The 25,993-nt window shown below is 37.9% G+C and carries 22 protein-coding genes; 11 read left to right on the top strand and 11 right to left on the bottom strand.

Annotated elements, in window-relative coordinates; all coding sequences use genetic code 11:
- Nucleotides 1–8 precede the first annotated feature (8 nt).
- Nucleotides 9–1,319, bottom strand: a complete 1,311-nt coding sequence (gene hslU, locus ACFIJP_RS03760) for an ATP-dependent protease ATPase subunit HslU (protein WP_375625621.1) — start codon at nt 1,317–1,319, stop codon at nt 9–11.
- Nucleotides 1,320–1,901, bottom strand: coding sequence for an ATP-dependent protease subunit HslV (hslV, locus tag ACFIJP_RS03755; protein ID WP_012754621.1), 582 nt, complete (start codon nt 1,899–1,901; stop codon nt 1,320–1,322).
- Nucleotides 1,902–2,121: 220 nt separating this feature from the next.
- On the opposite strand from hslV, the gene ACFIJP_RS03750 reads away from it, so the two are divergent.
- From ACFIJP_RS03750 to ACFIJP_RS03735, 4 genes are all read left to right on the top strand, one after another.
- Entirely contained in the window at nt 2,122–3,111 is a 990-nt protein-coding gene (locus tag ACFIJP_RS03750; protein ID WP_375625619.1) for an asparaginase, read from the top strand.
- 122 nt (nt 3,112–3,233) lie between these two features.
- A complete protein-coding gene (coaA, locus tag ACFIJP_RS03745; protein WP_375625617.1) occupies nt 3,234–4,232 on the top strand; it encodes a type I pantothenate kinase in 999 nt (332 codons plus the stop codon).
- A 13-nt stretch (nt 4,233–4,245) separates the two neighbouring features.
- Nucleotides 4,246–5,619 (top strand): M17 family metallopeptidase, encoded by a 1,374-nt coding sequence (locus tag ACFIJP_RS03740; protein WP_375625615.1) that lies wholly within the window; start codon nt 4,246–4,248, stop codon nt 5,617–5,619.
- Nucleotides 5,620–5,776: 157 nt separating this feature from the next.
- Nucleotides 5,777–6,640: an NlpC/P60 family protein gene (locus ACFIJP_RS03735; protein ID WP_375625613.1), complete on the top strand. Its 864-nt coding sequence runs from the start codon at nt 5,777–5,779 to the stop codon at nt 6,638–6,640.
- An 845-nt stretch (nt 6,641–7,485) separates the two neighbouring features.
- Here the strand turns inward: ACFIJP_RS03735 and mutT are convergent.
- From mutT to ACFIJP_RS03720, 3 genes are all read right to left on the bottom strand, one after another.
- Nucleotides 7,486–7,899, bottom strand: a complete 414-nt coding sequence (gene mutT, locus ACFIJP_RS03730; RefSeq protein ID WP_375625611.1) for an 8-oxo-dGTP diphosphatase MutT — start codon at nt 7,897–7,899, stop codon at nt 7,486–7,488.
- Nucleotides 7,900–8,029: 130 nt separating this feature from the next.
- Nucleotides 8,030–9,262, bottom strand: coding sequence for a bifunctional glutamate N-acetyltransferase/amino-acid acetyltransferase ArgJ (argJ, locus tag ACFIJP_RS03725; RefSeq protein WP_375625609.1), 1,233 nt, complete (start codon nt 9,260–9,262; stop codon nt 8,030–8,032).
- A gap of 131 nt (nt 9,263–9,393) precedes the next feature.
- Nucleotides 9,394–10,347, bottom strand: a complete 954-nt coding sequence (locus ACFIJP_RS03720) for a peptidylprolyl isomerase (RefSeq protein WP_375625607.1) — start codon at nt 10,345–10,347, stop codon at nt 9,394–9,396.
- Between the two features lie 435 nt (nt 10,348–10,782).
- Here ACFIJP_RS03720 and secA point away from each other — a divergent pair, with 435 nt between their 5' ends.
- From secA to prmC, 4 genes are all read left to right on the top strand, one after another.
- The gene (gene secA / locus ACFIJP_RS03715; protein ID WP_375625605.1) at nt 10,783–13,500 is read left to right on the top strand and encodes a preprotein translocase subunit SecA; all 2,718 of its coding nucleotides are present in this window, start codon (nt 10,783–10,785) and stop codon (nt 13,498–13,500) included.
- The gene (locus ACFIJP_RS03710; RefSeq protein ID WP_375625603.1) at nt 13,439–13,930 is read left to right on the top strand and encodes a Fur family transcriptional regulator; all 492 of its coding nucleotides are present in this window, start codon (nt 13,439–13,441) and stop codon (nt 13,928–13,930) included. Before secA ends, ACFIJP_RS03710 begins: the two co-directional genes overlap by 62 nt.
- Before the next feature lie 222 nt (nt 13,931–14,152).
- Nucleotides 14,153–15,229 carry a peptide chain release factor 1 gene (gene prfA / locus ACFIJP_RS03705; protein WP_375625601.1) on the top strand — a complete coding sequence of 359 codons (1,077 nt, stop codon included), beginning with the start codon at nt 14,153–14,155 and terminating at the stop codon, nt 15,227–15,229.
- Nucleotides 15,226–16,092 (top strand): peptide chain release factor N(5)-glutamine methyltransferase, encoded by an 867-nt coding sequence (gene prmC, locus ACFIJP_RS03700; protein WP_375625599.1) that lies wholly within the window; start codon nt 15,226–15,228, stop codon nt 16,090–16,092. The genes prfA and prmC overlap by 4 nt, the downstream gene beginning before the upstream one ends.
- Here prmC and nrdF read toward each other — a convergent pair.
- The 4 genes from nrdF to nrdH are packed head-to-tail and all read right to left on the bottom strand — an operon-like array spanning nt 16,089 to nt 19,829.
- Nucleotides 16,089–17,063 (bottom strand): class 1b ribonucleoside-diphosphate reductase subunit beta, encoded by a 975-nt coding sequence (gene nrdF, locus ACFIJP_RS03695; RefSeq protein ID WP_273722534.1) that lies wholly within the window; start codon nt 17,061–17,063, stop codon nt 16,089–16,091. The genes prmC and nrdF overlap by 4 nt on opposite strands.
- Before the next feature lie 11 nt (nt 17,064–17,074).
- Nucleotides 17,075–19,225: a class 1b ribonucleoside-diphosphate reductase subunit alpha gene (gene nrdE, locus ACFIJP_RS03690; protein ID WP_375625597.1), complete on the bottom strand. Its 2,151-nt coding sequence runs from the start codon at nt 19,223–19,225 to the stop codon at nt 17,075–17,077.
- A complete protein-coding gene (nrdI, locus tag ACFIJP_RS03685; protein ID WP_375625596.1) occupies nt 19,207–19,605 on the bottom strand; it encodes a class Ib ribonucleoside-diphosphate reductase assembly flavoprotein NrdI in 399 nt (132 codons plus the stop codon). Before nrdI ends, nrdE begins: the two co-directional genes overlap by 19 nt.
- Entirely contained in the window at nt 19,605–19,829 is a 225-nt protein-coding gene (gene nrdH / locus ACFIJP_RS03680) for a glutaredoxin-like protein NrdH (RefSeq protein WP_005774163.1), read from the bottom strand. Before nrdH ends, nrdI begins: the two co-directional genes overlap by 1 nt.
- A gap of 679 nt (nt 19,830–20,508) precedes the next feature.
- Between nrdH and ACFIJP_RS03675 the strand changes: the two genes are divergently transcribed.
- Genes ACFIJP_RS03675 through ACFIJP_RS03665 form a run of 3 tightly spaced genes read left to right on the top strand, consistent with a single transcriptional unit; the run spans nt 20,509 to nt 23,062 of the window.
- Entirely contained in the window at nt 20,509–21,261 is a 753-nt protein-coding gene (locus ACFIJP_RS03675) for an ABC transporter ATP-binding protein (RefSeq protein WP_375625595.1), read from the top strand.
- A gap of 3 nt (nt 21,262–21,264) precedes the next feature.
- Nucleotides 21,265–22,134: a metal ABC transporter permease gene (locus ACFIJP_RS03670; RefSeq protein ID WP_375625594.1), complete on the top strand. Its 870-nt coding sequence runs from the start codon at nt 21,265–21,267 to the stop codon at nt 22,132–22,134.
- Between the two features lie 10 nt (nt 22,135–22,144).
- Entirely contained in the window at nt 22,145–23,062 is a 918-nt protein-coding gene (locus ACFIJP_RS03665; RefSeq protein ID WP_375625593.1) for a metal ABC transporter solute-binding protein, Zn/Mn family, read from the top strand.
- Between the two features lie 1,023 nt (nt 23,063–24,085).
- Here ACFIJP_RS03665 and ACFIJP_RS03660 read toward each other — a convergent pair.
- Together ACFIJP_RS03660 and ugpE are read right to left on the bottom strand one after the other, a co-directional pair.
- Nucleotides 24,086–25,132 carry a sn-glycerol-3-phosphate import ATP-binding protein UgpC gene (locus ACFIJP_RS03660; RefSeq protein WP_375625592.1) on the bottom strand — a complete coding sequence of 349 codons (1,047 nt, stop codon included), beginning with the start codon at nt 25,130–25,132 and terminating at the stop codon, nt 24,086–24,088.
- Between the two features lie 2 nt (nt 25,133–25,134).
- Nucleotides 25,135–25,986 carry a sn-glycerol-3-phosphate ABC transporter permease UgpE gene (ugpE, locus tag ACFIJP_RS03655; RefSeq protein ID WP_375625591.1) on the bottom strand — a complete coding sequence of 284 codons (852 nt, stop codon included), beginning with the start codon at nt 25,984–25,986 and terminating at the stop codon, nt 25,135–25,137.
- Nucleotides 25,987–25,993: the final 7 nt, after the last annotated feature.

The following is a 25,993-nucleotide window of genomic DNA, read 5'->3' as shown; positions in this document are numbered from 1 at the left end:
TATAACTTTCAAAGAATAAAGCGTGAAAGATCGATATCAGCAGCAAGCTCACCAATAGATTTTCTCACATAAGCGGCATCAATTGTAAACGATGTTCCAGCTTTATCAGGTGCCGTGAAAGAAATTTCATCCAAAACGCGCTCCATCACTGTTTGCAAACGACGTGCCCCTATATTTTCAATCCTTGCATTTAAATCTACAGCAATATCTGCTAAAGCATCAATTGCATCATCGGTAATTTCCAAATGAACCTCTTCTGTTGCCATAAGAGCAATATATTGTTTAATCAAACTAGCTTCTGGTTCTGTTAGAATGCGCCGTAAATCTTCTCTTGTTAAAGGGTTGAGCTCCACACGGATGGGCAAACGTCCTTGAAGTTCCGGTAATAAATCAGATGGCTTAGAAACATGAAATGCACCTGAGGCAATAAAAAGAATATGATCTGTTTTGATTTGCCCATATTTTGTACTAACCGTTGTTCCTTCAACCAAAGGCAAAAGATCACGTTGAACGCCCTCACGTGAAACGGCAGCACTAGCTCCACCATCCCTAGTTGCAATTTTATCAATCTCGTCAATAAAAACAATCCCGTCATTTTCAGCAACACGAAGCGCTTCTTGAATAATTTGATCCTGATCAAGGAGTTTTTCAGATTCATCATCAATAAGCGGCTTAAAAGCATCCCTTACTGTCGTCTTACGGACTTTTGTACGACTGCCCATTTTTCCCAAAATATCTGATAAATTCATAATACCCATTTGCGCCCCAGGCATACCAGGAATATCAAAGGTTGAAGCACTATTGCTATTATTATCGGCGACTTCAATTTCAATCTCTTTCTCATCCAATTCACCTTCACGCAATTTTTTGCGAAAACTATCACGGGTGGCAGGACTGGCTGTTTTACCAACAAGGGCGTCTAGAACGCGCTCTTCAGCATTCACGTGAGCCTTTTCATTTATTTCATCCCGTTTCTTTTCACGCACAAGAGAAATGGCAATTTCAACAAGATCTCGAATAATTTGCTCAACATCACGTCCCACATAACCAACTTCAGTAAATTTAGTCGCTTCTACTTTAACAAAAGGTGCTCCAGAAAGTTTTGCTAATCGACGTGCAATACCAGTTTTACCAACACCTGTTGGCCCTATCATTAAAATATTTTTTGGCATAACTTCTTCACGCATCGGCTCATCAAGCTGTTGTCTACGCCACCGATTGCGCAGTGCAATAGCTACAGAGCGTTTGGCATCATTTTGGCCAATAATAAAACGATCAAGTTCAGAAACAGTCTCGCGAGGGGAAAATACAACACACATTTAAATAGCTTTCTCTAAAGAAGATAATTCTGCATCCAATGTTTCAATCGTAAAATGATCATTGGTGTAAACACAAATTTTAGCGGCAATAGCCATAGCTTTACGAGCAATAGTTTCTGCATCCAAATCCAAGTCCATGAGTGCACGCGCTGCTGAAAGAGCAAAATTTCCTCCAGAGCCAATTGCCATAACCCCATCTTCTGGTTCTAAAACATCACCAAGCCCTGTTAGAGCCAAAGTTACTTTCTTATCAGCCACGAGCATCATTGCTTCGAGACGACGCAAATAGCGATCTGTTCGCCAATCTTTTGCAAGTTCTACACAGGCACGCATAAGCTGATCAGGATATTGTTCAAGCTTTGTTTCCAATCTTTCCAGTAATGTGAAAGCATCTGCCGTAGCACCAGCAAAACCAGCAATAACCACTCCGTTCTTTCCAAGACGACGCACTTTACGTGCATTACCTTTCATAATTGTCTGCCCAAGAGAGACCTGACCATCACCGGCCATCACGACTTTTCCACCTTTTCGTACCGTAATAATTGTTGTACCATACATTATGTCTGGCTTATGTTCTGTCATAAGGAGACTCCTTAATATTAACTTTACTTTTTAATATTGATTTCTTTTCATACAATGTAAAACTCAACTACTATTGTCCTATTTAAGAACATATACAGCAAAACACAATGATTCAGCATAACTCAATTTGTTGAAAATGGAAAAATGATATCATTGTTGTCAATGTAAATTACTGCTAAATAGCTTTATATAAACAGTTTGTGCCTTTTAGAGGAAAATTATGAAAAAAATAGCCATAGGGACCTTAGGTGGAACAATTGCAATGACTGCTGATCGTTTTGGTCACATGAAACCGACTTTAACTTCAGATAACCTCATAAAAAGTGTTCCTGATTTAAATAACGTTGCTGATATTCATGCACAAACATTAATGCAAATACCAAGTGGATCTTTATCGTTTCAAATTCTTTTTGAAATAATCGAGTGGGCAAAACAACAAATAAACGCTGGTGCAGAAGGTATTGTTTTAACACAAGGGACTGATACTCTGGAAGAAACAGCTTTTTTTCTTTCTCTTTATTGGAAGGAAGCTGAACCACTCATCATAACCGGCGCTATGCGCATGCCTCATGAAGCAGGTGCGGACGGCCCGGCCAATATTTTAGCAGCCACTCGTGTCGCAGCAGCTCCACAAAGTCGTAACAGGGGCGTTCTTGTTGTCATAAATGATACAATTCATTCACCTTATTGGCTTTATAAAAGCCATACCGTCAAAGTCGAAACATTTCAATCAGGTCTTGTAGGTATTTTAGGAACTATTTTAGAGGGAAAACTTATTTATTTCAATGATCAAAAACTTTTTCCGACAACGTTTGATCTCCCCCAAAACCACGATCATCAAATTGCACTCCTCTATTCCTCTTTATCATCTGATGCACAATTAATGAAACTATGCCTTGAAAGTGGGTATTATGCTGGAGTTGTTATTGCTGGTTTTGGTGCAGGACACTGTAGTTTTCAAGAAGCCGACCTTGTGCAACAATATGCACAAAAAATACCAATCATTATTGCTAGTCGTTGTTGTAATGGCTCAACAACTCGTATAACTTATGGCTATAAAGGCTCAGAAATCGATATGATTGCTTCTGGTGCTCTCATGTCTGGTTATTTATCAGCCGTAAAGGCGCGTCTACTTTTATGGGCGTTTTTATCGCAAGGGCACTCATTAGCACAAATCCGTGCAAACTGGAATGACTGGACTATAAGTTAATGAAAAATGATCTATTATCTTAAAGAAGAGAGCATGCAAAACAAAATTTATTTGAAAATCAAGCCGCTCATCTTGTCCACTTTTAATCGATTGCTGCGGCAAAAAATTCTCGTCCAATACAAATGATTGATACGACTATACAAAAAATTAATCAGGAAGATAATCTGGTCAAATGCGTTTCTGACCGATATTCACCCTATCGTGTTTTTACTGCACAAGAATGGTCAGAGTTTCGCGCAGACACACCTCTTACTTTGACTTTTGATGAAATTAAGCGTTTGCGCTCTATTGATGATCCTATCGATCTTAAAGAAGTCCAACGCATTTATCTTTCTTTATCGCGTCTGTTAGCATGCCATGTTGAAGCAGTACAGGAACTTTTTCACAAACGTCAGCAGTTTCTCCATCAAGAAGAGAGTAGAAAAACGCCCTTTATTATTGGAATTGCTGGTTCTGTAGCAGTAGGAAAATCAACCACGGCTCGCATTATTCAAGAACTGTTGAAACGATGGGCATCTAGCATTAAAGTTGATCTGATCACAACGGATGGTTTTCTCTATCCTAATGCAATCTTACAGCAAAAAAATCGTATGAATCGTAAAGGATTTCCTGATTCCTATGACATTAAGAAATTGCTGTGCTTTCTTTCGGCTATAAAAGCAGGTATCGGAAATGTTCGTGCCCCGCTTTACTCACATATGACCTATGATGTTCTAGAAAATCAGACAATTACCATTGATCGTCCTGATATTTTAATTGTTGAAGGTATTAATGTATTACAGGTCAGTGATCTTCCTAAAGATGGGAAAGCTATTCCTTTCGTATCAGATTTTTTTGATTTTTCAATCTATGTCGATGCCGAAACAGAAGTCATTCGTCACTGGTATTTGGAACGCTTTAAACGTTTGCGTAAAACAGCTTTTCAAAATCCTGAATCCTATTTTCATCGTTATGCCCAGCTCAGTGAAAAAGAAGCCTCAAAAATCGCTGAGGATCTTTGGCAAACAATTAATTTAAAAAATTTACAAGAAAATATATTGCCAACACGACCACGATCCAATCTCATTCTACGAAAAGGGAAAAATCATTTGGTCGAGTATGTCGCACTTAGACGACTATAAGGAACTCATAACTATGCAGCACTATCACGTTCATTTTACCTCAACGCGTATCGATAACAGTTGCCCTATCATCTTGGTAAACCAAAGAACTCTTGCCAATCTATCACTTGATGCGGCAACAACAGCATGGATAAAAGTTAATGACTTTACTGGTAAAGCAGGACAAGTACTCTTTGTTCCTCACGAAACTGGGCATTTAAAAAAAGTTTTATTTGGAATTGGCAATGGTAACGATCCCTTTATCACAGGACTTCTTTCTCAAAAACTTCCTGCTGGTCAATGGCATTTAGAAGGTACAACCTCTGATGAAATAAATGCCTATCTTGGATTAGCATTCGGTAGTTATCAATTTAATCGCTATCGTCAAAATTCTTCTTTCAAATCATTATCCATCCATGTCAATGAGGCCGTTGATCTTAATGAACTCCAACGAATTTATGAAGCTGTCTTTTTCGTCCGTGATCTCATCAATATTCCAGCCAATGATATGACCCCTGATGCTCTCGAAAAAGAAGTACGAAAACTAGGAAAAATCTACGGTGCTCATATCCAAAGTATTTGTGGAGATGATCTCTTAACCCATAACTTTCCGATGATTCATGCCGTAGGACGAGCAGGCAGTACTGCACCGCGACTGATTGAGTTACACTGGGGGCAAGAACATCATCCTAAAATAACGTTGGTAGGAAAAGGGGTAACTTTTGATACGGGAGGGCTCGATATTAAATCAGCCAATAACATGTTGCTTATGAAAAAAGATATGGGGGGCGGAGCAAACGTTTTGGGATTGGCTAAACTTATCATGGATGCCAAATTGCCTTTCCGTCTAAGTGTTTTGATTCCAGCTGTAGAAAATGCAATTTCTGCGAATGCTTACCGACCAGGTGATATTCTCAAGAGTCGTAAAGGCTTAAGTGTTGAAGTAGGTAATACAGACGCTGAAGGGCGACTTGTCCTTGCAGATGCGCTCGCCTATGGTGATGAAGAAAGTCCACAATTCATGCTTTGTATGGCTACTTTAACAGGGGCAGCGCGTATAGCATTAGGACCAGATCTTCCCGCATTTTATTGTAATGATTCAATATGGGCACAACAAATTTCTGAATCTGCTCACGCTGTTTTTGATCCTCTTTGGCCAATGCCCCTTTGGAAACCTTATCAAGAGATGTTATCATCACCAATTGCTGATCTTAACAATGTAACTGGAAATAGCTTTGCTGGCTCTATAACGGCTGCTTTATTTCTTAATTCTTTTGTTGAAAAAGCTGAACATTTTGCGCATTTTGACCTTTATGGATGGGTTCCAAAAGAAAAACCAGGATACCCTATTGGTGGATCAGCACAAACTATTCGTGCCCTTTATAATATATTTAAAAATGAAGTTTGACACACAATATCCACAAAGATAGACAATTTTGCATCTTAAAGAATAATTGCAATCGTCTTAAACTGTGTTCTTAGTTTTGTTTGAGGATAAAAACCTTACCAATAGAGTTTTCATGAGTTTGTTTAAAAGTAAGAAGTAACAAAATGGAAGCAAAAAGATGATCTCTAAAGACCCAAGACTTTATGCATTCAGAAATGATCTAGCAGATCAACGTCTTGAAACAGAAATTACAGCCCAGCGCTTTGTTCAAGGTGAAAAAAGACGTGTTAATACAGCGGTCGCTGGACTTTTTAAAGAAAATAGTAAAAAAAGTGAAAGACAAACAGAATGCTTATTGGGAGAAGAACTTCTCATTTTTGAACAAGGGGAAACGATGTCGTGGGGACAATCCCTCAAAGATGGTTATGTTGGTTATATTGATACAACAGCCCTTTGTACATCAACTATAAAACAAACGCATATAGTTTCAGTACCACGTACATTTAAATATTTACACGCTGACTTACGTGGACCAATAGTGTCCCCATTATCTATGGGAAGCAAAGTCAGTGTTGTTGATGAAATTGAAGTCCGTGACACAATGTATTCTATTCTTGAAAATGGAACAGCAATCATTACAAGCCATCTCAGCCCCATTGGACGTGTATACGAAGATTATGTCACAGTTGCAGAAACCTTTATCCGTACACCTTATCTTTGGGGTGGTGTCAGCGGTTTTGGAATTGATTGTTCGGGACTCATTCAACTCTCTATGATGATGACCGATCAAATAGTTTTACGTGACACCGATATGCAGCAAGAAACTATAGGCAGTCCTCTTACAGATACTGATAAACTTCAACGAGGCGATTTAATTTTTTGGAAAGATCATGTTGCTATTATGGTTGATCATGAAAATATTATTCATGCAAATGGTTTTTCCATGGACGTTATGATCGAGCCACTGGAAGAGGCAATTACGCGTATCGCTAAAAAAAATCAATATCCCATCGCAAAACGTCGTCCAATGCAAGAAACTTAATACATGCCTCCTATAAAAATAATTAATTGGATGTTTTTGTTATATAATAAATTGATTTATAAGGATAATTATCCATCATTCATTCTGTGTCAAGAATTCCAAATATCGTAAAATTCTCTCATTTCAAATCGGTTTTTATGTTGAATCAATCAAAATCGCTTGCTTGTTCATCACAAGCGACATTGATGTATAAGTAAGAATATCCCTTCTGAATGCTCTCAAATGCCAAAAGCTATCATAATAACATTGGGACCAGCTTACTCTTTCATAAGCGTAAGGATAGTGGTGCTCAATAGATTTTACATTATTTCCATGGGGGCTTTAACGTTATACCATTCACTAGTGCGACACGAAACGGGCTTTGGAGCATTGCGAGATGCCTCTTTTAAACAAGCTCGTGAATATACAACACAATGCCGTTCTACATTACCTAAAGAATGCCCCCCTCTTAATCAAAAGCAACATTTTTTGAAATTTTTCCTATTATCGATATCTCATGAAATAAGTACCCCTTATACCTCTCAGTGCACCCAAACCCATCTCACAATGATCCGCGTGAAAAAGCATCATTATATACTTTGCCAATTCTCAATGTTGCGATAACCCTTGGCTATTGGAGAGTTCTTTCAGCACGTATTTTATTTCTTTCTTAAATAATTTTATCCACATGACCCTCCTCACTTGGAACGTGCAAAAGAATGATTTTGATTAATTTAACATAAAACAGATTTGAAATGAAAAAAATTACGACTCTGGACTTTCCCATTCAACATAAAAATTATAAATTATCAATTTAAATCAATATATTGAATTATATTTAAACAATATTTCCTTCTTATAACACATTAAAGAAGATGATTTTTCAATACCTGAACCAATGGTTTATCAGCATCAGGCATAGGGTATTTATCAAGATCATTAACAAAAACCCATTCTAAATTTTGCCCCTCTCGTCCTTGCGCAACTCCCTCATAATGATAACAAAGATACAACGGCATCAAGAGGTGAAATGTTGTATAGCTATGGCTCGCAAACGTTAAAGGGTGTAAATTATTTGCCTGAACATACACACCGAGCTCTTCTTCTAGTTCACGAATCAATGAAATTTCTGGAGTTTCACCTTGCTCAACCTTTCCACCAGGAAACTCCCATAAACCAGCCAGCGATTTTCCTTCAGGACGCTTGGTAAGCAAAACACGATTATCTTGATCTAACAGTGCACATGCAACAACAAGAAGAAGGGGACTTTTTATATACATATCACTCTCCAATGAGAATATAAAGATAACTGTCTCTTTCTAGTATATTCCCTTACCTCAAAAAGAACGCACATATCTCATTCTCTTTTAAAAAATAATAATAGGCAGTTAAATATAGAGAGTGCATCCATTAACTTCTGTAATCGCTATTGATCATAACGTACTCTTTTGTTAAATCGCAAGACCAAATCGTCGCTGTGCTCTTACCCAAACCGATATCAACACGAATTGTGATGTGTTTACCTTGCATATAAGCACCTATTGTCTCTTCACAATACTCAGGATCTCGTACGCCATTCACGGCCACACGATGCTCACCAAACCAAATCGTCAATAGATCACGATCGACTTCAACACCGGCCTTCCCAACTGCCATAACGACCCGCCCCCAATTCGCATCTTCACCGGCAATAGCCGTTTTTACGAGCGGTGAATTTGCAATTGATAAAGCAATAGTTTTAGCTGCATTGTTTGTTGTAGCGCCCATCACATTAACCTCAATTAAATGACGAGCACCTTCGCCATCACAAACAACTTGTAGTGCAAGTTCATGCAGAAGTGCACTCAATTGTTTCACAAAAACTCCATAACGCGGATCAGATTTACTTGTAAGACGTGGAAAATGTTCTTTTCCTGTCGCAAACAACATAAGCGTATCTGAAGTTGAGGTATCGCTATCAACAGTAATTGAATTGAAAGAACCCTCAACTGCCTCTGATAACATGGATTGGAGTGCATCCGAAGAAATAGTCGCATCACTAACCACAAATGACAGCATTGTCGCCATATCAGGTGCAATCATACCAGCACCTTTTGCAATTCCATTAATGGTAACACTCTCTCCCCCACAGTCAAAAGTGCGCGTCGCAAGTTTTGGAAATGTGTCCGTTGTCATTATGGCTTTTGCAGCTTCCAACCAATTCCCCTCTTCTGCTGTCTCTGCCATACTTGGTAAAAGATTGACAATACCCGATGCATCCATTGGCTCACCAATAACACCCGTAGAAGCTATAAAAATTTCATCTCCTCTAACCTTTAAAGCGTTCGCTGCTGCACAGATGATTTCATCGGTTGTGCGCTTTCCTTTGCTTCCTGTAAAAGCATTTGCATTTCCAGAATTCACAACAACACCCCTCGCAACCCCATGAGGAAGCGATGCACGACAATGCTCTACAGGGGCAGATGGACATTTTGAACGGGTAAAAACACCGGCCACACTCACTGGCTTATCGAATATGATGAAAAGAAGATCTGTACGATCTTTATATTTGATCCCAGCTTCAGCTGTTGCTATCCGTACCCCAGATAAGGGAGAAAGCTCCTGGATCTTTTGAGGCGACAAAGGAGAAATTTTCAAAACCACAATATGCTTTCTGTAAAAATAAATGAAATAATTGCAGATCAATAACCCCTCATAGAAAACTGCTAGGCTTTTTGAACAAAACTAACCTAGCAAATTATCTATTAAAGAGGCTATCCACTTATTTTTCCTAGCTATTCCGTATCTTCTTCATCTGATGTCTCATCGGGAAGTAGCGTTCCATTTTGATGAAGCGATTCCATGATTTTTGTAACATTAGGATCAGGGTATTTCACATCTATCTTGCTACGCAAATCAACAATCAGTTCTTGATAGCGCTTTTTTATCAGCTGTGTCCGCAACATCTCTTTAACATCATCAAATGCAGGAGGTTGTTTCAAACGACGATCTTCTAATTTAATAATATGCCAACCAAAAGGACTTTCAACGGGTTGTTTAGTGTATTCGCCAATTTTTAAACCAAATGCAGCATCTTCAAAAGGCTTGACCATTTGACCATGGCTAAAATAACCAAGATCACCTCCAACAGCAGCAGAACCATCTGTTGAACTTTTCTTTGCAATCTCTTCAAAATTTTCGCCTTTATTTAAATGCTTAATGATAGATTCTGCTTCTTTTCTTGTTTTGACCAAAATATGACGCGCTTTAACCTCATCTTCTTTAGGTAAAGCAGCGACTTCTTGCTTATAAAGAGCTTCCAAATCAGTATCCGAGATTTTGTCAACAATCGCCTGTTTAAAATAAAGCTGTTGAAGAACATTGTCACGCATGACTGACATACGTTTATCGTAAGCTTCTGTCTTATCAAGACCTTTGCTTCTTGCTGCTTTTGCAAGTGCCTGCATATCTAAATAAGCTTTTAGAACCATCATACGGCGTTGTTCATCAGGAAAACGTGCTAAATTAGGATTTATTTCAAGCGCTAAATCATCCAATTGGCCTGCTGTAATATTTTTCCCATCGATAACCGCCATAACATGAGAAGGAGAAACGGCTTTTTCAGAAGTTTTCTCCAAAGTCTTTAAATCATTCGACGATGAATTCAAACCTTCTTGGGCTCTCACCCCTAAACTTGTACTTGCCAATAAAGCTGATGCTAAAAAAAGCGTGATAAAGTTAAATTTCATAAATATACTCCTTAAAAATGAAGGCAGGTTCAAGATTCCAATTTTCTTTACCATAACACTTTAACCTTTAAACATAGAGAAATAAATTAGTAATTTTATTTTAAAAAAGTATAAAATTGTCCTTTTATCTCAGTTGCTCCAATCCTATCTAATGCAGATGAAAAACATGATAATAGAGAAAAATGACATATTGTATCTTAAATTACTTTGTATTGTATCAGTTAAATAGCGTACCTAAAGTTGACATAGAGCGCTTAGCCTCTTATCTCTACTTTACAATTAAAGTGAAAAATTGCACACCAACAAGTATAATGGTACCATCTGCATTTCATGATGTCTCTAATAATATCAGATAACTTGAAGAAAATGTAGAGTATGGGGAAAGCGTATGAATTACCCAACAAGAGTGACAACAATTAAAAGAAAGGGCCAGAGATGGTCAGTTTAGGTGTTTTTGCCCGTAAGTTTTTTGGTTCAGCTCATGAGCGACGTCTCAAAGCACTCCGCCAAAAAGTTGCACAAATTAATGCTTTGGAAGAACAATTTGTAAAATTAAGTGATGAGCAGCTTTGCCAAAAAACAGATGCCTTTCGTAAACGTCTTAGTGAAGGTGAAAGTGTTGATTTGCTCTTACCAGAAGCTTTCGCAACTGTTCGTGAAGCCGCAAAACGTGTTTATGACATGCGTCCTTTTGACGTGCAACTTATTGGTGGAATGGTCCTTCACGACTGTGGTATAGCTGAAATGCGTACTGGTGAAGGTAAAACATTAATGGCAACTTTACCAATTTATCTCAATGCATTGGAAGGTAAAGGCGTTCATGTTGTGACAGTAAATGATTATCTCGCCAGTCGTGATGCTGAAACAATGGGGAAAATTTTTAGTTTTCTAGGGCTTACAACAGGCGTGATTCTTCATGATCTTGATAGTGATGCCCGCCGAGAGGCCTATGCATGCGACATCACCTATGCTACAAATAATGAACTAGGTTTTGATTATTTGCGTGATAATATGGCCTTCGATCGTAGTCAAATGGTCCAACGTGGACATCATTACGCGATTGTTGATGAAGTTGATTCGATTCTTATCGATGAAGCCCGTACACCCCTTATTATTTCTGGTCCTCTAGAAGATCGTACTGACTTCTATAACCTTATTGATACATTTATTCCTGCCTTAACTCCAGAAGACTATGAAATAGACGAAAAACAAAAAACAACGACTTTTACCGAAGTTGGTACTGAAAAAATTGAAAAAATGCTCGAACAAGCTGGACATCTTAAAGGTGAAAGTCTTTATGACATAGAAAATGTCGCTATCGTTCATCATGTCAATAATGCTCTAAAAGCTCATAAACTGTTTGCTCGCGATAAAGATTACATTGTTCGCAATGATGAAATCGTTATTATTGACGAATTTACAGGGCGAATGATGCCTGGGCGGCGTTATTCTGAAGGACTTCATCAAGCGTTAGAAGCTAAGGAGCATGTTGCTATTCAACCAGAAAACCAGACACTTGCTTCCATCACTTTCCAAAATTACTTCCGTATGTATAGGAAATTATCTGGAATGACTGGAACTGCAACAACAGAAGCCGAAGAATTCAGAAATATTTATGGTCTTGACGTTGTTGAAGTCCCTACAAATTTGCCAATACAACGTATTGATGAAGATGATGAAATTTATCGAACAGCAGGAGAGAAATATCGGGCAATTGTGCGTGATATCCGTCAAGCACACGAAAAAGAACAGCCTATTCTTGTTGGAACAACCTCTATTGAAAAGTCAGAACAATTGGCAGAGCGTTTGCGAAAAGAAGGCATTACCGATTTTAGAGTCTTAAATGCTCGCTATCACGAACAAGAAGCGTACATCATTGCGCAAGCAGGAGTTCCTAGAGCTCTCACCATCGCAACCAACATGGCAGGACGCGGTACGGATATACAGCTTGGTGGTAATGTTGAAATGCGCATCCGACAAGAGTTACAGGATATCCCCGAAGGTCCAGAGCGGACAGCTAAAATTGAAGAAATAAAAAAAGATGTTCAGAAGCTTAAAGACAAAGCTTTAGCTGCTGGTGGTCTTTACGTCATTGCGACGGAACGTCATGAAAGCCGTCGTATTGATAACCAGCTTCGTGGACGTTCTGGTCGCCAAGGCGATCCAGGTCGCTCAAAATTCTTTCTCTCTCTTCAAGATGATCTTATGCGTATCTTTGGCTCCAATCGTATGGATGGTATGCTGCAAAAACTTGGATTGAAAGAAAATGAAGCTATTATCCATCCATGGATTAATAAAGCCCTTGAAAAAGCACAAAAAAAGGTCGAAGCACGAAACTTTGAAATTCGTAAAAATCTGCTAAAATATGATGATGTCATGAATGATCAACGCAAGGTTATTTTTGAACAGCGTATGGAGATCATGAACGCAGATGATTTATCAGAAATGATCCTTGAAATGCGCAATGAAGTCGTAGAGGATCTCGTAGAGGCTTATATTCCATCAGGGACATATTCTGAAAAATGGGATGTAAAAACTCTCGAAGAAGAACTTCAACAACTCTTTAATCTTGAGCTTCCAGTAAGAGAATGGGCAAAAGAAGATGGAATTGCCGAGGAGCAGATTTTAGAGCGTGTATCAGATGCTGTTACAAAACTTGAAAATGAACGTACTGAACGCTATTCTCCAGAAGTTATGGCTTATTTTCACAAGGCAGTATTGCTCGAAACTATTGACACGTTATGGCGTGAACATCTGGTGAGTTTAGACCATTTGCGTTCTGTTGTTGGTTTTCGTGGTTATGCGCAGCGGGATCCGCTCAATGAATATAAGACAGAATCTTTTGAACTCTTTCAAAGTATGTTGAGAAATTTGCGCAGAATTGTCACTTCTAAGCTTATGCGCTTTGAAATCATTCAACAACCTACAGAACCGACCATGCCTGAGCAAACTGATGCTGCTTCTTCTGTTTTTAATGATCAAAGTCAAGAAAATGCTCCCACCTTATGGGCACGATCACAAGAAAATAGATTTGTTAATCCACAAGATCGTGACCCTAACGATGTAACCACATGGGGAAAAGTTGGACGTAATGAGCGTTGTCCTTGCGGTTCAGAGAAAAAATACAAACACTGTCATGGAGCCTTTGTTTGAAAAGCAAACTATGAAAATGAATAAAAAGCGAAATTATGAGCAAGAATTGCGCACAGCTGGTTTAAGAGTAACACGTCAACGACGAGTTATTCTTGATATTTTGGCTGATACAAATGACCATCCCAATGCATTTGAGATTTTTCAGCGTGCAAACAAAATAGATTCGAGTATTTCACTCTCAACTGTTTATCGAACCATGAAAACATTAGAAGGAAATGGAACAATTCATCGCCATAGCTTTAGTGGTGGTCCATCTCGTTTTGAGCAAGCAGATGGGCAACATCATGATCATCTCATTGATATAGAAACAGGACAAGTTATCGAGTTTCATTCTGATGTTATTGAAAAGCTGCAAGAGGAAATTGCAAAGTCCCTTGGCTATGATATTATTCATCACCGCCTTGAACTTTACGGAAAAAAAAACTCTTAAAAAAGTGATTATATATCATTAGATAAAATACCTCAGGTAAATCAAGTTTTATAAAAATTTACCTTTAAGATATAACAGTTTCCATTGGCAAAAAAATTTTTTTGCTCTATTACCCCTTTTTGTATGATGCTATACGGTAATTCATTGTCAGCATTATAACGAAAAATCATTGCAACAAAATATTATAAAAATTGTATTATGAAAAATTAGGCCAATATTATCATGGTTTCTTTGCCACAAGATCGTATGAGACAGCTTGAAAAGCGCTTTGAAATAATTGAAAGCCAAATGACGACTAATCCAAATGCTGAAACATATGTCAAATTAGCTTCTGAATATGCAGAACTACAACCCGTTATTGCCTCTATACGCGCATTAAATGCTCTTTACGGAGAGATTACAGAATTAGAAACGATTATCAATGATAAACAAACAGATATAGAGATGCGTAATCTTGCCCAAGAAGAGCTACCATTGTTATATAAAAAAGTAGAGCAATTTGAAAAAGAACTCCAGATTCTGCTTTTGCCTAAAGATGTTGCTGATGAAAAAAACGCTATTGTTGAAATTCGAGCAGGAACAGGTGGATCAGAAGCAGCACTTTTTTCCGGTGATCTTTTCCGTATGTATGAACGTTATGCCCATGCTCACCATTGGAAAGTAGAAGTTATTTCACTCAGTGAGGGAGAAGTTGGCGGATATAAAGAGATTATTGCTACTATCTCAGGAAAAGGTGTCTTTTCTAAATTGAAATATGAATCAGGGGTTCATCGTGTGCAACGCATCCCCGAAACAGAAACCGGTGGACGTATCCATACATCTGCTGCTACCGTTGCAGTCCTTCCGGAGGCTGAAGAAATTGATATTGATATTCGCCCTGAAGATATTCGTATTGACACAATGCGTGCATCTGGAGCAGGAGGACAGCATGTTAATACAACGGATTCAGCTGTTCGTATCACGCATATTCCAACAGGAATTATGGTCGTACAAGCAGAAAAATCACAACATCAAAACCGAGCACGAGCCCTTCAAATTTTACGGGCACGCTTATTCGATATCGAACGACAAAAAGCGGAAAGTGAACGTTCAGCTTCTCGTAAAAGCCAAGTTGGTTCTGGTGATCGTTCAGAACGTATTCGTACCTATAATTTTCCACAAGGACGTGTCACGGATCACCGTATTAATCTAACCTTGTATAAGCTTGATCGCATTCTAGAGGGAGATCTTGATGAGCTTCTTCATGCACTCATCTCAGATCATCAAACAACACTGCTGATGGAAATGGATAATAATTGAGAAAATATTCTTTCAAGAATGTCATCCAACAAATGCAAGAAAAATTGCGCACGAAAGGAATTGCTGAAGCCGATCTCGATGCGAAAATACTCGTTGAATGGATAACAGGAATAAATGCTGCTGAAAGAATTTCTAAACCAGATATGCATCTGTCTTCTGAGCATATTATACAAATAGAACAGGCTTTACAACGGCGTATTGCAGGCGAACCCGTCTATCGTATTATAGGAGCACGAGAATTTTATGGTATATCTTTTACATTGTCTCAAGAGACGTTAGAACCTCGTCCTGATACAGAAACGCTGATAGATCTTGTTCTCCCTTTTCTCCAAAAACAGGTCGAAAATTCGGGAAGAACAACATTCCTTGATATGGGAACAGGAAGTGGCGCCATTGCCATTACACTCCTTAAACAAATTCCCCAATCCTATGCGGTGGCAGTCGATATTTCTGAAGATGCCCTTAAAACAGCGAAAAAAAATGCAAAGAATGCTGAAGTAGCACACCGCTTCACACCTCTTCTTAGCGACTGGTTTGATGCCGTCGCAGATCGCTTTGATTTCATTGTTTCCAATCCACCTTATATTCCCGCACAAGATATCAAAAAACTTGCAAAAGAAGTGCGCTTACATGACCCATTGCGCGCCCTGATAGGAGGGGAAGATGGACTTTATTTTTATCGAAAACTCGCCCATGAAGCAGCCAACTACTTAAAAGAAAACGGCTATGTCGCTGTTGAAATTGGTTACTCTCAAGAAAATGAAGTCTGCAATTTATTTAAAAAAAATGGTTTTCAATGTTTAGAAGTGCGTAAAGATCTAAGTGGAATACCCCGCGCACTTCTATTTGCATGCAAACATTAAAATTCCCAATCATCATCCGTGGTAGCAACCGCCTTGCCAATGACATAAGAAGAACCTGCCCCTGAAAAAAAGTCATGATTTTCGTCAGAGTTTGGTGATAAAGCTGCCAAAATAGCGGGATTAACACGACAAACCTCAGGGGGAAAAAGAGCTTCAAAACCTAAATTCATTAAAGCCTTGTTAGCATTATAATGAAGAAAAATTTTAACATCTTCTGTCAATCCAAGTGCATCATAAAGATCTTCAGTATATTTGCACTCGATATTATAAAGGTCAAAGAGCAGGTTAAAAGCAAAATCTTTAATTTCTTGTCTTTTGGCTTCATCAAGCTTTGCAAAGCCCAATTGGAATTTATAACCTATATAATAACCATGGACTGCTTCATCACGAATGATTAATCGAATGAGATCTGCTGTATTGGTCAACTTAGCGCGACTGGCCCAATACATGGGCAAATAAAAGCCAGAATAAAATAAAAAGCTTTCCAGCAAAGTCGAAGCAATTTTTTTCTTAAGTGGATCATTTGCTTCATAACGCTCAAGTACTAATCTAGCCTTTTTCTGCAAATGAATATTTTCTTCTGACCATCTAAACGCATCATCAACCTCTACCGTCGAACAAAGGGTTGAAAAAATAGAGGAATAAGAACGTGCATGAACCGCTTCCATGAAAGCAATATTCGTCAACACTGCCTCCTCATGCTCTGTTATTGCATCAGCCAGAAGCGAAATGGCTCCTACGGTGTTTTGAATTGTATCTAAAAGCGTTAGTCCTGTAAAAACACGAATTGTTAATTTACGTTCTTCATCTGTTAAGCTTGACCATGAGGGAATATCATTGGAAAGTGGAACCTTCTCAGGTAACCAAAAGTTCCCAGTTAAGCGGTTCCATACTTCAAGATCTTTCTCATCATGTAATCTATTCCAATTAACAGCGCACACAACAGGATTTTTGGTTGTAATCTTTGTCATATGATGATCTCCTATAAACTACACGAAACACAGCCATCAACTTCTGTTCCACTCAACGCTACTTGCCGTAATCGTACATAGTAAATACTCTTTATACCCTTTTTCCAGGCATAAATTTGTGCGCGGTTAATATCACGTGTGGTAGCGGTATCAGGAAAAAATAATGTTAATGAAAGACCTTGATCAACATGCTGTGTTGCAGCAGCATAGGTATCTATAATTTTTTCAGGACCAATCTCATAAGCATCTTGGTAAAAATTCAAATTCGTATTATCCATATAAGGAGCGGGATAATAAACCCGCCCAATTTTTCCCTCTTTGCGAATTTCAATTTTTGAAGCAATTGGATGAATAGAAGAAGTAGCATGATTAATATAGGAAATAGATCCCGTAGGGGGAACTGCCTGCAAATTGCGGTTATACAGCCCATACTCAATGACTAATTTTTTGAGTTCCTGCCAATCCTTTTGATCTGGGATAACAATATTATTCCGTGCAAAAAGCTCTTGCACAAGCGCAAATTGCGGTTTCCATTCTTTTTCAATATATTTTTCAAAAAAACGTCCATCTGCATAAGCTGATTTTTCAAACCCAGCAAACATTTCTTGACGTTCACGTGCAATCAAATTGGAAGCCCGTATAGCGTGATATGTCACAATATAAAAATAGATATTGGTAAAATCAATCGCTTCTGGAGACCCATAATAGATCTGCTCACGTGCTAGAAACCCATGCAAATTCATTTGTCCCAAACCAATCGCATGACTTTCAGCATTGCCTTTCGCAATGGAAGGCACACAGGCAATATTGCTCATATCCGAAACCGCAGTAAGAGCACGAACAGCAGATTCCACGGTCTGTCCGAAATCAGGACTTTCCATTGCTTTGGCAATATTCATGGATCCAAGATTACAGGATATATCACTTCCAATCGTTCGATAAGTTAAATCTGTCTCCAGTTCACTCGCCTCACTCACCTGCAAAATTTCTGAACATAAATTGCTCATACTTATGCGCCCAGCTATCGGATTCGATCGATTAGCAGTATCCTCAAATAAAATATAGGGATAACCCGACTCAAATTGAATTTCCGCTAATGTCTGGAAAAAAACGCGTGCACTTATTTTCTTTTTACGAATTTTTGCATTATCAACAAAAGAACGATAATGCTCCGTTAAAGAAATATCGCTAAAGGGCTTCCCTATCACACGCTCGATATCATAAGATGAGAAGAGATACATATCCTCATTATTCCGTGCAAGCTCAAAAGTAATATCAGGAATAACGACACCAAGCGAAAGCGTTTTGATTCTAACTTTTTCATCAGCATTTTCACGCTTTGTATCCAAAAACTTCATAATATCTAAATGGTGGGCATGCAAATAAACAGCACCAGCCCCCTGTCGGGCCCCAAGCTGATTGGCGTAAGAAAAAGAATCTTCCAAGAGTTTCATCACCGGTAAGACTCCTGAGGACTGATTTTCTATTTGCTTAATTGGTGCCCCAGCTTCCCGCAAATTCGTTAAACAAAGCGCCACACCTCCACCACGTTTTGAAAGCTGCAAAGCCGAATTAACCGCACGACCTATCGATTCCATATTATCTTCAACACGTAGCAAAAAACACGAAACCAATTCACCACGTTGTTTTTTCCCAGCATTTAAAAATGTCGGTGTAGCCGGTTGAAACCGGCCTGTAACAATTTCATCCACAAAATTTTCAGCAAGAGATTTATTTCCTTGTGCCAAATATAAAGCTACAAGACAGACGCGATCTTCATAACGTTCAAGATAACGTTTCCCATCAAAAGTCTTCAGTGTATAACTGGTATAATACTTAAATGCGCCTAAAAAGGTGGGAAAACGAAACTTAAATGCATAAGCACGTTTAAAAAGTTTTTTAATAAAAGAAAAATCATAAAGATCAAATAAAGCTTTTTCATAATAACCTTCTTCTATTAAGTAATCTATTTTTTCCTTCAGGTTATGAAAAAAAACTGTATTTTGATTAACATGCTGAAGGAAATACTGCCGTGCGGCAAGTCGATCCATATCAAATTGAATATGACCATTTTCATCATAAAGATTAAGCATTGCATTCAGCGCATGATAATCAGTAATCTGATCCGATTTCTGCGATTGTCCTATACCAATTGTTTCCAAAATCTTTCCAATCCCTTTTTTACATAAAGAACGTCTTCATCAGTTCCACGCAGCTCAAAACGATAAAGGCAAGGTACACAACATTTTTCAGCAATGATTTTACTTGCTAAATTATAATAACAACCAAAATTACGATTCCCACCACCAATGACACCACGAATTAATTTTCGGTTCTCAACTTCATTAAGAAAATGGATAACGGCTTTCGGCACTGCTCCTCTTCCTTCACCATCTGCATATGTAGGAACAATCAGTACATAAGGTTTACCAACCAATGCAGAAGGCTTTCTTTTATCAATTTTGAAGAGTCGTTGACCAAGTTGCGAGACAAAATGTTCTGTATTACCCGTTGCACTCGAATAATAAACAATAAGCCCCATTAAGCACAAAGACCACTAATCATATCTGGTCTAAAACCAGACCAATGATTTTCACCACAAACAACAACAGGAACCTGACGATACCCCAGAGATTGAACAAAACTGTATGCTTGTTCATCACAAGAAATATCAACAACCCGATAATGAATGCCTTTTGCATCAAAAGCGCGGCGTGTAGCATCACATTGGACACAAGATGGTTTGCTATAAATAGTGATCGACATTTTCTTCAACTTTCACAATTCCAAACAATCAACCCTAAAAGGTCAATCTAATAATTTTATAAGTACTCAAGAATAACAAAAAACAGAAATTGTACGCAAAACATGTGGTTATTTTCAAATAGTACATAGCTTCCTGAACATAACAGAATTCCTCATCAAATAACTTCAAAGACTATGATGAGAATAAGCGATTATTCTATAACTTAAATGGCAACCCCCCCCAGTTATAAACAATCTTTTGCTTGCATTACAATTCCCTCCTGCTGTCTAAAAAACTAACGTTCTAAACTACCGTTTTTCAAGAGCTCTGTTTTACTCTTTTTCGGCAAAAATCAATTACAAAAACGAAAGGAATCCTTCCAAAAGAGATCCTTCAGCAAAAGCACTGCTATGCCCTTGGTCAATAAACTCTTTACAATAATGGAAATAACTTAGATACCAAACGAAACACACTAACACCCTCTCTTGTGCTTATTTAGAATCACCAATCATTTTGATACTATATATAGTATATACTCTCTCTCTTTCGTCAAGGTGAATTCAATTATTATTTTTAATTTTCCACGATCTTCACACTAAAATTTTCAGTCCTCAAAATTATGTAATAATATAACATTTTATTGACAAACGTTATATTATTACATAGTTTCCAAAATAATAAGCAACGATGGTAAAAAATATGGATCTGCACTTCAATAAGACAACATTAGGCTATGGAAATAGAATAGCAATAAAGAACTTTTCAGCGAAGTTAAAAGCTGGTTCATTGGTCGCAATAACAGGTGATAATGGCGCTGGAAAATCGACACTGCTAAAAGCCATCGCCGGATTGATTAAACCTCTTAAGGGAAAAATTACAAAACCAAAAAAAAGCCGCATTGCTTATCTTTCTCAGCAATGTGATGTAGATCAAACATTTCCAATTGATGTGAAAACGCTTGTAAAAACAGGGCTGTGGTCTTTTTGTGGATTATGGAAAAGCCAGCGCCCTTATGATTCTCAGATTCAAAATGCGCTTGAAATGGTTGGGCTTACAGAACTCGCACCCCGTTCGCTTGAAACATTATCAGGCGGGCAATTACAACGCGCTCTTTTCGCACGTATCATTGTGCAAGATGCCAATATTATTTTGCTTGATGAACCTTTTAATGGTGTAGATCATAAGACCCAAAAAGACCTTCTTGCACTGATCACATACTGGCAACAGCAAGGACGCACAGTTCTCACAGCACTCCATAACCCTCTCATCGTGCAAGAATTTTTCCCCCAAATGATTCAAATTAATCAACAAAACGCCTTTTATGGAGAAACAACCCAGTTTTTAAACAACACTATTCATCACGTTATGCCACCTCTCACCTCCAATTCTTTTCCTATTAGCACACAAAAACAAAATCTTCCTATCAATGATCCTCTCTTTCTTAGGTTATAAGACGTGTATGCATTTTTTCTTGCTCCCTTTGTTGATTTCCAATTTATGCAAAACGCCCTTATCGGTTCTATTTTCCTGTCTATTAGCGCTTGTCCTGTTGGTGTATTTTTGATGCTCCGTGGAATGAGCTTGACAGGAGATGCTATCTCTCATGCCATTCTTCCTGGTGTTGCAACTGCTTTTCTGATTTGTGGCTTTTCCCTCATATCTATGACACTTGGTGGCATCTTCGCTGGTATTATTGTCGCTTTAGCAACCATTTTAATTTCACGAAATAGCTTTCAGAAAGAAGATGCATCCATGACTGTCTTTTATCTTATTGCACTCGCGGCAGGTGTCATTATTATCTCACTAAAAGACTCAACAATTGAGCTGCTTCATCTCTTATTCGGATCGGTTCTTGCACTTGATGCACAAGCCCTCTGGTTAATCACTACTATAATGCTGATTACACTATGCAGCCTTTGTATTTTTTGGCGTGCACTCGTTTTAGAAAGCTTTGACCCCCTCTTTTTTAAATCACTCTCTCCATTGAGTAAATATATTCATATTTCATTGCTTGGACTTGTGGTGTTGAATCTGGTTGGAGGATTTCAATCACTAGGAACATTACTTTCCGTTGGCATTATGATGATTCCAGCTATTACAGCCCGTTTTTGGTTTTCACGGCTAGGCCCTATTTGCGCACTTTCCACTCTTTTTGGAATCATTTCTAGCGTATGTGGTCTCCTGCTTTCTTTTCATCTTTCACTTCCCTCCGGCCCTGCGATCATCATTGCCGCAGGATTTATTTATCTTTTTTCCTGCTTGATAAGTCCACGTGGACTTATTGTAACATGGTTTCCCCACCTCTTTTATACCTCCTCACTTTAAGGAAAAAAATGTGCCTAAGTTTGCTCAAAAATTTGTTCTTCTTGGAGCTTTATTGCTTTCTTTTTCTCCATTTTCTGCTTCTGCAAACAATAAAATCAAAGTTGTTGCGAGCTTTTCTATTCTCGCAGATCTCGTAAAAAATGTAGGAGACAACCATATCTCTATGACCACTTTTGTAGGTCCCAATGCAAATACCCACACTTATGAACCTACCCCCCATGATGTTCAAGCTCTTAGAAATGCTCAAATTATTTTCATCAACGGACTTCATTTAGAAGGATTCATTGATCGCCTCATTACAGCAAGCGGTACAAAAGCACTTCTTGTCAAAGTTAGCGCTAACATTCCCTCCCTCAAAATGAAAAATCAAGAACATAACGCCCATCATCACCACAGCGTTATTGATCCACATGCTTGGCAAACAATTCCCAATGTCAAAATCTATGTGAAGAATATCGCTGCTGCTTTTTGTAAAATCGATCCACAATCCTGCACAAGCTACAAAAAAAATGCCGAAACCTACATCCAAAAACTTAAAATAGCACAAGATACCCTGAAAACAAAAATTACTACCATCCCTAAAGATAAACGTATCATTATCACATCTCATGACGCCTTTGGCTATTTTGCAAAAGAATACGGTTTTACTATCCTCGCCCCTCAAAGTGCTTCAACAGAAGCTGAAGCAACCGCAGCCGATGTTGCTAAACTTATCAAACAAATTAAGGCGAATAAAGCAGCTGCACTATTCGTTGAAAATATCTCTAATCCCCGTCTCATAAAACAGATTGCAAAAGAAACAGGTTTGAAAATTGGTGGGACACTTTATTCTGATGCACTGTCAAATAAAAATGGCCCCGCAGCAACTTATCTCGATATGATGGAACATAATGTGAATACCATCATTGATGCCATCACAAAACATTAAGATCTTCTACAAAAGAGATAAAAAGCTGAATACAGCACTGAACCGTCTTCATATTTGTCTCAAACATACTGTTGTATAAAGTTTAGGTTGGTTTATAAGCAACAAAAAAGTACGCACTTTATAAGAATGCAATATCATAAAACCATTAATAGACTGGCAATATATTAAAAAAATATATCAGCTTTTATAAAATGCTTTGCAAAACAACAAGATAACTGTCTTTGTCCCTGCTAATTCTTATAGGTATTCGCACCAATCCCTTATGTCATATTCATAAAGATCTATCTAAGGATGATCTATAGGCAATTTTTTAACTCAAGAATATAGAAAATTTGATGGGATGTTACAGATGTGTTTCATCTGCTTTTATCATTAAAAGTAATGAAAATTTTAAAACAAGCGCGCCTTCTATCTCTCAGTGATTTCTTTTGCAACTGACCAGATACCCTAGCTGAAAATTGCATAGTGATTTACATGAGAAAAAATAAAAGCTTCTTATAGAAGCTCTGAAACCATTTAAGATCATATGGTCAGCGGTAAAATAAAATATGCCTATTCTCGTACAGGCTATTTAGAACAGCGTCATATTTTTTGGATCAAATAGACTTCTTATGTTAGGGATCAGAGCTAAGATATGGGGCGCATCCCCTCTCATCTGTGAATTATTGGTTCCCTCTATTTCCCTCATTTACTTTTTATAAGATACATAAATTATTACATCAAGAAACATATAGTTAATGAATGGTTATTTTATATTGATATTTTTTATAATGAAAATGATTTTATTATGTTTGAGGTTTGAAAATAATATTCTTCTTACAGACCGTGAAAATGCAAATTTTCTTCATATAAATATTTTGACACTCTCAGCGCCATGGAACAATAGATCATTACCAAAACTTTTAAAATTTTGTTTTTAATCCCATCGGGTACAACCTGATTTTGTAAATGTAATCGAGAAAGTCAAAACACAACATTATCATGACGCAACATAAAAGAAAGTCGTGTCACATCAATTAATGCTTACTTATTATTTGTGCGCTTTCCAGTGTTTTTATTAAAAGTATGAAAATTCTGATGAGCGACAGTGAAACTTAGTTTTTGACCATAGTCGTGTGTCAAGCGTTCTTTTATTTCAATCGTAAAGATGATATCATTCCAACGCGTTAAAACATGGCAACCTGTTCCAATAGGCTTGATAAGCTCAATTTTTGTGTGAAAGACAGGTCCTTTATCTGGATGTTCGCCCAATAAGATTATTTCAGGTCTGAATGCTAAAAGATCAGTTTCTTCATCATAAGAAAATGAATGCCCTAAATGTTGTTCTAAGACATGGCGATCAAGAAAATTCATAGGAGGAGAACCAATAAAATCAGCAACAAATGTTGTTGCTGGAGTGTCGTAAATTTCCATTGGTGTTCCAATTTGCTCGATAGCTCCTTTATTCAAAACGACTATTCTATCAGCTAATGTCATAGCTTCTAGTTGATCATGGGTAACATAGAGGCTGGTCGTTCCTAGTGAACGCTGTAGTGTTTTTATTTCAATACACATTTGCGCCCGCAATTTTGCATCAAGATTTGAAAGAGGTTCATCAAAGAGAAAAACACGGGGTTGGCGTACAATTACACGCCCCATTGCAACACGCTGACGTTGTCCTCCTGATAATTGTCGTGGCTTACGATCCAGAAATGATTCTATCTCCAAAAGTTTTGCAGCATGTGCGATGCGTTTTTTAATTTCTTCTTTAGGGGTTTTACGATTTTTAAGACCATATTCTAAATTTCCACGAACTGTCATATGGGGATAAAGAGCATAATTTTGAAAAACCATAGCAATATCACGATCAGCTGGTTCACGATCATTGATGCGTTCGTTATCAATACATAATTCACCTGAGGTAACTTGTTCAAGTCCTGCTATAATACGCAATAAGGTTGATTTCCCGCACCCTGAAGGACCAACAAGAACAAGAAGTTCTTTATCAGCAACAGTTAAGTTTAAATCATCAATGACCAGAATGCCGTTGTCATACCGTTTTTTTATATTTGATAACTGGATTATGGCCATAATTACTTCTCCGTTTCAATAAGGCCTTTGATAAAAAGCCGTTGCATGAAGATAACAACAAGAACAGGGGGAACCATGGCAACAACCGATACTGCCATGAGTATATTCCATTGAGGATCATGTTGAAGTGATTCGACAATAAGCTGTTTTAAAATAATAAGGATCGTTTGATGCTTTTGATCCGTTGTGATGATAAGAGGCCAGAGATATTGTATCCATCCATAAATAAACATAATGATAAATAAAGCAGCGATATTGCTTTTGCTGAGAGGAAGAAGAATATCCTTAAAAAATTTAACTGGACCTGCACCATCAACACGTGCCGCCTCTAAGAGTTCATCTGGAATAGTCAGAAAAAACTGACGAAATAAAAATGTAGCGGTTGCAGATGCAATAAGTGGAATAATCATTCCACTATAGGTGTCGATCATCCCCAATTTCGCAACAACCTCATAGGTTGGAAGAATACGAACTTCGACAGGGAGCATTAATGTAACAAAAATAAGAACAAAAGCAGTTTTTCGGAAGGGAAAACGCATGTAAACAATTGCATAAGCAGATAAAAGTGAAATAATAATTTTTCCAATACTAATCCCAAGAGCCATAATGAGTGAATTCATTAAGAGTGGCCAGAGGTTGGGCAAACCGAGTTGTGCAAGGCCATCACCAAAGATTGTTTTATAATTTTCCAAAGTATATTTCCCAGGTAAGAGAGGAAGTGTTCCTGAGTTGAATGCTGCTGAACTATGGGTTGATGCAATGATAGCAACATAAACTGGAAAGCAAATAATGATAATACCAACAATGAGAGTAATATGGGTTAGAAATTTCAAAACAGGGCGATTTTCAACCATAATTTAC

Origin of the sequence: Bartonella sp. MU37NMGALS (assembly GCF_042194015.1) — a bacterium.
Classification (GTDB): domain Bacteria; phylum Pseudomonadota; class Alphaproteobacteria; order Rhizobiales; family Rhizobiaceae; genus Bartonella; species Bartonella grahamii.
The sequence above is the reverse complement of the archived record's forward strand: the minus strand, read 5'-3'. Positions and strand labels throughout refer to the sequence as shown.